The sequence below is a fragment of the Sphaerochaeta sp. S2 genome, from assembly GCF_016406725.1.
Classification (GTDB): Bacteria; Spirochaetota; Spirochaetia; order Sphaerochaetales; family Sphaerochaetaceae; genus Sphaerochaeta.
The window spans coordinates 1-6,614 of sequence record NZ_JAEKNT010000373.1 but is presented as its reverse complement, the minus strand read 5'-3'; the positions used below and the strand labels follow the sequence as shown (position 1 = coordinate 6,614).

The following is a 6,614-nucleotide window of genomic DNA, read 5'->3' as shown; positions in this document are numbered from 1 at the left end:
CCTCCAGGGAGTGCTTGAAGGAAAGAACTTCCGTGATACCTACAAGGATGTAGGGTTGCATCTTGAGCAGGTCGCTAAGGCTGACCCCCTGCAGACCATCATGAACAGAAGCAGTATCGGAACCACGGGTAATCTTGGTCTGGATGAAGACCAGCTCTTCGTCTCCCTGATGAAAAGCGGATGTGATGATGTGCTTGCCAGTTTTGAGAAAGCGTATCAGGAGCTGAGTGGACTGGAAGGGGTTGAGGCAGTCCTGTACTAGGATACCAAAACAGTGTAACCAAGAAAAAAGGACCTTGAAGGTCCTTTTTTCACATGGTTTTAAAAGAGATGTTTACAAGCTTGAGACACTCTTGTCACTGCGTTTTTGCAGCATCGGAGTATGTTTCACTGCCTGGTGGTAGGCTTCTGCAATATTGGTGCAGTAGTCACCGATATGCTCGAGGTGCCTGATCTTCTCAAGGATCAAGAGCTCTACGCGTACATCAGCCTTTCCTCCACTCAGTCGTTCCTGGACAGTTTCGCTTAACCGGTTACGGTAGCTGTTGATCTGTTCCTCATACTCATTGGCCATCTGCATCTCGGCTTTGGTAAGGGTCTTGTCCATCCGGTCACGGATGTAGTCAAGGAAGTCCTGAACAATCTGCTGGTAAGCCTTGAGGTCCTTGTCAGTCTCCTCATCGAAGACCCATCCTTGGGCAAATCGTCTCTGGCTGAGCATCGTCAGGTTGAAGCAACTGTCGGTTACCGACTCCAGTTCATCCATGACCCTGATAAGGCAGTTGAGGGAAGATGCATTGGTAGGAGTTTGGGAGTCCTGCAAAAGGTGTACACAGAAGTCAGAAAGTTGTTCCTGCATCTGGTCGGCATACTCCTCGTCCTTTTTCATTGCCTGGATATCACTCTCCATGTTTGCGCTTGGGTTGTTGAACATACCACGATAGCGGGTAAGCATATTACAAGCTAGGTTTGCCATCTTCTTGATTTCATCTCGGATTGCCAGCATGTAGATTTCAGGGCTGTCAATGAAGATACCACCGATATATTTAAAGTGGTAGGTTCCTTCATCATACTCAGCCTTTGCGGGCACGAGTCGTTTTATAAACCTGGCATATTGATTAACGAAGGGGAAGAAAATTACGGTGTTGATGACATTGAATACCGTATGGAACATGGCAAGGAAGAGTGGTAGCTGACTGCTGAGGGCAGTGCCGGAGAGTGCATAGATGTTGCCGGGGGTAATCCAATTGACAAACGCCAACAGTGGGTGGAATAGAATCAAGGAAATCACACTTCCAAAGACGTTGAAAATGATATGCGCCCAGGCAGCACGTTTTGCAGTAGTGCTTGTTCCAATGGAAGCGAGGTATGCGGTGATGGTTGTTCCGATATTGGAGCCAAGAATCATGGCAGCCGCTGCAGTAACGCCAAGCCAGCCATTGTATGCCATGGTAAGGGTCATTGCCATGGCTGCAGAGGAAGACTGGACTACCATCGTGATAACAGTTCCCAGGATAATACAGAGAAGGTTTATCCAAAGCGTATCATTGTTGATTGCAGACAGGAAAGCCAGTGCATCCACATTACCGGTGATGTCCGGGATTGAGTGGCTCATGAAATTCAGGCCGAGGAAGAGAATTCCGAATCCTAGCAAAACGTCTGCAATGTCACGCTGCTGTGCTTTCTTGCTGAACATCAGTGGACCGGCAAATGCAATAGAAATGAGCGCCAGAACAGTAATGTCAAGCTTGAATCCCAACAGTGCCACCAACCATCCGGTAAAGGTGGTACCGATGTTTGCACCGAGGATGACTCCGATGGCTTGAGTAAGCCCCATCAGTCCTGCGTTGACAAAACTTACTACCATGACCGTGGTTGCGGAAGAACTCTGGATGATAATGGTAATAAGTATACCGGTAAGGATGGATACCAACCGGTTTTTGGTCATGAGTTTAAGGACTGCCTTCATCTTGTCACCGGCAGTCTTCTGGAGGCCTTCACTAAGGAGTTTTATTCCAAAGAGGAAAAGACCCAAGCTGCCGACAATTTGGAAAAAGATCACAATGGTATTCATATCATTGGTACCGTACCAATTTTTTGTCTCGTTGGTAAAGTAGAACCCAATCGATTAGATGAAAATCGTTTGTTTGCGATGGTGCTGCAATCTCATAATGGATTGAACTTTCAGCAGTGTTGTTGTATGGTTCAGCCATGAGCATCATCAAACCCCATAAACTTGGGATTATCTCGGGCCCAGGTTCAGAATATTTTACGGGAAAGGTGGTAAAACACCTCCGTCGTCTCTATCTGGAACGGTATGAAAAACTGTCCAGTGCATTGGCTAAGCGTCATGGTATGCGTGAGGATGAGATTCTCAAGACCGTCACGTTGATGGATGACTTGAACAACAAGCGAATACCAAGAAGCAAATGCCCGACGACGTTCCAGTGTCCAGATTTCACTATCAAGGTGAAATATACCAAGTTTGCAAATGGGGAAGAGAAGGCTGAGATTCTTGATGCAGTTAGGGGTTTGAGAATCTTCATTGTCTACGATGTTTCCAACATGGAACCTGTTAAGGTTGCTGGCTCTGATGAACCGGTAAGCCTTTCGGTCAATGACCATCTTATGTTCCTCTTTACCACAATCAATGCACTCCAACTTGCAGGAGCTGAGAGTGTTACCTTGGTACTCCCCACCTATCCTTATTCACGGCAACACAAGAAAGGTGCGCGTGAGGCTCTCACCGCAGCCATGTTTGGCCACATGTGTGAGATGTTGGGAGTTGAGCGCATCATCACCCTTGATATCCATAGTCGTGAGATTGAGAACAGCTTCTCAAAGCTTCATCTTGAAAATTTGCATGCTTCTTACCAGGTACTGATTGCGCTTCGCAAGATTATCGATTTCAGTGATCCTGATCTCGTGGTGGTTGCCCCCGATACCGGGGCTATCAGCAGGAACAAGTTCTATGCTCAAGCCTTGCACCGCCCATTGGCAATGTTGTACAAGGAACGCGATTACTCGATTGTAAGCCGTGATGCTAAACACTCCAATATCAAGAGCATCAATCTGCTTGGAGATGTAAAGGGCAAGACTGTACTTATCGCCGATGATATGCTTGCAACCGGTGGAACCATGATCATCGCAATGCGTGAATTGATGAACCTTGGTGCGAAAAAGATCATCTGTATGGTAAGTCTTCCTTTCTTCAATGCAGGAGCTGTAGAAGATTTTGACATGGCCTATAAGGAAGGTATTTTCTATCGGATCATCGGCACAAACTCCGTATTCCATGGGCGTGACCTGCTCGATAAAGAGTGGTATGTGCAAGCTGATATAACCGAGCTGTTTGCTCGTGTTATCAGCCGTTTGCATCATGGTCGTTCCATCAGCCCACTGCTTGACAACCGTAAATTCATCCAGATTCTTATCGATAACACACAAGCTCAGGCTCAAGCGCAGGCGCAAGAGCCAAAACCGGGAGCTAGCGCTAGTAACCCGGAGAGCAAGTAGATCTTGTTGTCCGGGTTACACCTACCTCCCACCATCTGATCGTTCATCAGAGGGTGAGTTGTACTTTAATTTTACCATCTGGAGTTATTACCATGCACATGTCACATAGGATCTCTGCCTTCCAATGTTCTCCCATTCGTCGTCTCTCCCCATACGCTCGCGATGCAGTGAACAGGGGAATAAAGGTGTATCATCTGAATATCGGGCAACCCGATATAAAGACCCCTCCTCAGGTTATTGAGGCAGTTCAGAACTATGACCAAAGCATTATTGCCTACGGAAATAGTGAGGGGATGCAAGAACTTCGTGAGGCCCTCCCCGCCTACTATGCAAAGTATGGTCTTAATGTGGATGCAGAGGATATTCTCATCACCACCGGTGGGAGTGAAGCACTTCAGTTTGCATTCATGACGCTTTGTGATCCGTATGATGAAATCATCATTCCTGAACCGTATTATACCAATGTCTCCTCCTTCGCCCACTCTGCGATGGTTGACTTGGTCCCCGTTACCAGCAACATGGAGGAGGAGTTTTCCCTTCCCGATATCAGTGCCTTTGAACAGAAGATTTCCAGGAAGACTGGGGCAATTCTTCTGTGTAGCCCCAATAATCCTACTGGACATGTCTATACGAAGGATGAGCTGTTACAGCTTCTGAATCTCTGCAAGAAGCATGACATTTTCCTGATTGTCGATGAGGTGTACCGTGAGTTCTGTTATGACGGAAAGGAGTTCACCAGTGTCCTTTCCTTTGACGAGTTCAGTGACCGGGTCATCTGCGTGGATAGTTTCTCAAAACGATACAGCATGTGTGGAGCTCGAATCGGTGCCTTGGTCAGCAAGAACAAGGAAGTCTTGGAGAATGCTCTCAAGCTCTCCCAGGCTCGCTTGTGTCCTCCTGATATTGAACAGGTGGCTGCTCTTGCTGCGTTAAGTACTGATGACTCCTATCTTCGTGAAGTAAAGATTGAGTATGAGAAGAGAAGGGATTTTATTGTAAATGCATTGCAGAAGATTGACGGGGTGAAAGTGAGCAACCCGAAGGGTGCTTTCTATCTTGTGGCAGAACTCCCAGTGGATGATGCAGAGTCATTTGCTACATTCATGCTTCGTGACTTTAATTTGAATGGGGAGACAGTCATGGTCGCCCCTTGTGAGGATTTTTATGTGACCAAAGGGTTGGGACACCGGCAGGTTAGAATTGCCTACGTGCTCAACACCGATGACCTGGCAAAAGCAGCCGCCTGCATTGAAGCAGGCCTTGCTGCCTACCGCGCTCAGATGTGATCTATTCTCCGATGATCTTGATGAGGACATGCTTGTCTCTCATGCCATCAAAATCATAGTAGAAGATCTCTTCCCAAGAGCCAAAATCGAGTTTTCCTCCTGTAATTGCAATGACCGCCTCTCGCCCCATGATGGATCGCTTGAGGTGGCCATCTGCATTATGTTCCTTGTCTGTGTTGTGTTTGTACTGCTCGTAGGGCAGTTCGGGGGCCAATTTCTCTAGCCAGATCTCGAAATCTTCATGCAATCCCGTTTCCACGGAATTGATGAACACGCTACTGGTAATGTTCATCGCATTGACCAAGACCAGTCCTTCTCTAATTCCGCACTCATCAACTGCTTCCTGTACAGCATTAGTGATATTGACGAGTCCTCGTCGTTTGTTGAGGTGAAACCAGAGTTCCTTTCGATAGGTCATCATAGGCGCCTCCTCTTGCATAATTAGTATACCACCATTAGTTGCAGAGCTGAAGCTTTAAGGATACACTGCCAGCCATTATGGATGAACCTATCGTTGTGTTGCCGAAGGCTCGTATATTGGGCCATCTTGCGGTGATCAGTACCATGACCTTTTGGGCTGTTACCTTTGTTTCGACCAAGCTGCTCTTGGTTGCCTTTACACCTGCCCAAATCCTGATGGTCCGCTCTCTGCTTGGGTTGGTTCTTTTATTTCTCATAAATCCCAGAAGCGTGGGATACTCCTCACACAAGGACCGGGCACTGGTGGCAGCAGCTGGAACGATGGGAATCTTCCTCTACTACTATCTGGAGAATACTGCACTGGTCTATACCAGTGCGAGTAATGTAGGGGTAATCGTTGCAACTGCACCGTTTTTTACCCTTATGGCAACGCATTTTTTCTTGAAAGAAGATTCCTTGAAGAAAAACTATTTTCTTGGGTTTGCAATCTCAATGGCAGGAATAATCTTGCTGACTGTCGGAGATGGGACCACTCTGGATATCAACCCTTTTGGAGATTTTCTTGCTTTGGTGGCAATTATGATGTGGGGTCTCTATACCGTGCTTACACGTTTGGTTGCACGAAGGGGATACTCGAATCTGCTTGTTACGAGAGACATGTTTTTCTATGCGCTCATCATCCAGGTGGTGGTGTTGCTTATAGAGGGGAAACCTTTCGATTTTCAAGCAATGGTGACTGCTCCCTATCTCTATCATCTGTTGTTTCTTGGATTTATTGCTTCTGCATTCTGTTTTGTGTCCTGGAATTATGGTCTACGTACCATTGGTGTGGTCAAGAGTTCCTTTTACCTCTATTTGAGCCCGATCATAACGATTGTATTTGCCGCTTTGGTGCTTGGGGAGACCTTTACTACAATGGATGCAATTGGAACCGCTTTTACCTTGGCCGGACTTTTGATAAGTGAATATCGAAGACGATAACTACTTGTCAAACTACTATACTGATGTTACCCTCTTTCTAGAGGTGACGGGGTATGGATACACAAAGCAAATTGGATATCTTGAGTCGTGATGCCCAGTATGATCTTAGCTGTGCCTGCGGGACAAAGAACCCTGACGAACACCGTAAACGGGACAGCAAAGGTAGTGGATGGCTCTATCCTACCACAACCGCAAGTGGAGGACCTGGCATAATTCTCAAGACCTTGTTGGGTAATCGGTGTACCAACGACTGTAAGTATTGTCCACTCAGAACAGGGCAAGACTTTCGTCCTGTAGCACTCTCTCCTTCAGAGATGGCCTCCTTCTTTTATGATTTCCAGGCAAAACGGCCACTTCTTGGGTTGTTCCTCTCCAGTGCTGTCATGGGAGATGCAGGAGGGACTATGGAGA

At 46.9% G+C, this 6,614-nt stretch carries 5 protein-coding genes and 2 pseudogenes; 5 read left to right on the top strand and 2 right to left on the bottom strand.

Annotated features, from left to right (window positions below):
• Window positions 1–262: pseudogene (locus tag JF818_RS10990) on the top strand (argininosuccinate lyase); the annotation flags it as partial.
• Between the two features lie 72 nt (window positions 263–334).
• Here JF818_RS10990 and JF818_RS10985 read toward each other — a convergent pair.
• Entirely contained in the window at window positions 335–2,074 is a 1,740-nt protein-coding gene (locus tag JF818_RS10985; RefSeq protein ID WP_198892056.1) for a Na/Pi cotransporter family protein, read from the bottom strand.
• Window positions 2,075–2,211: 137 nt separating this feature from the next.
• Here JF818_RS10985 and prs point away from each other — a divergent pair, with 137 nt between their 5' ends.
• Entirely contained in the window at window positions 2,212–3,516 is a 1,305-nt protein-coding gene (prs, locus tag JF818_RS10980) for a ribose-phosphate diphosphokinase (RefSeq protein ID WP_198892055.1), read from the top strand.
• Window positions 3,517–3,608: 92 nt separating this feature from the next.
• The gene (locus JF818_RS10975) at window positions 3,609–4,802 is read left to right on the top strand and encodes a pyridoxal phosphate-dependent aminotransferase (RefSeq protein WP_198892054.1); all 1,194 of its coding nucleotides are present in this window, start codon (window positions 3,609–3,611) and stop codon (window positions 4,800–4,802) included.
• Between the two features lies 1 nt (window position 4,803).
• On the opposite strand, the gene JF818_RS10970 is transcribed toward JF818_RS10975, so the two are convergent.
• A complete protein-coding gene (locus JF818_RS10970; protein WP_198892053.1) occupies window positions 4,804–5,223 on the bottom strand; it encodes a secondary thiamine-phosphate synthase enzyme YjbQ in 420 nt (139 codons plus the stop codon).
• A 77-nt stretch (window positions 5,224–5,300) separates the two neighbouring features.
• Between JF818_RS10970 and JF818_RS10965 the strand changes: the two genes are divergently transcribed.
• Together JF818_RS10965 and JF818_RS10960 are read left to right on the top strand one after the other, a co-directional pair.
• On the top strand, window positions 5,301–6,203 hold the full coding sequence (locus JF818_RS10965; RefSeq protein WP_198892052.1) for a DMT family transporter: 903 nt from the start codon (window positions 5,301–5,303) through the stop codon (window positions 6,201–6,203).
• Between the two features lie 53 nt (window positions 6,204–6,256).
• Window positions 6,257–6,614: pseudogene (locus JF818_RS10960) on the top strand (radical SAM protein); the annotation flags it as partial.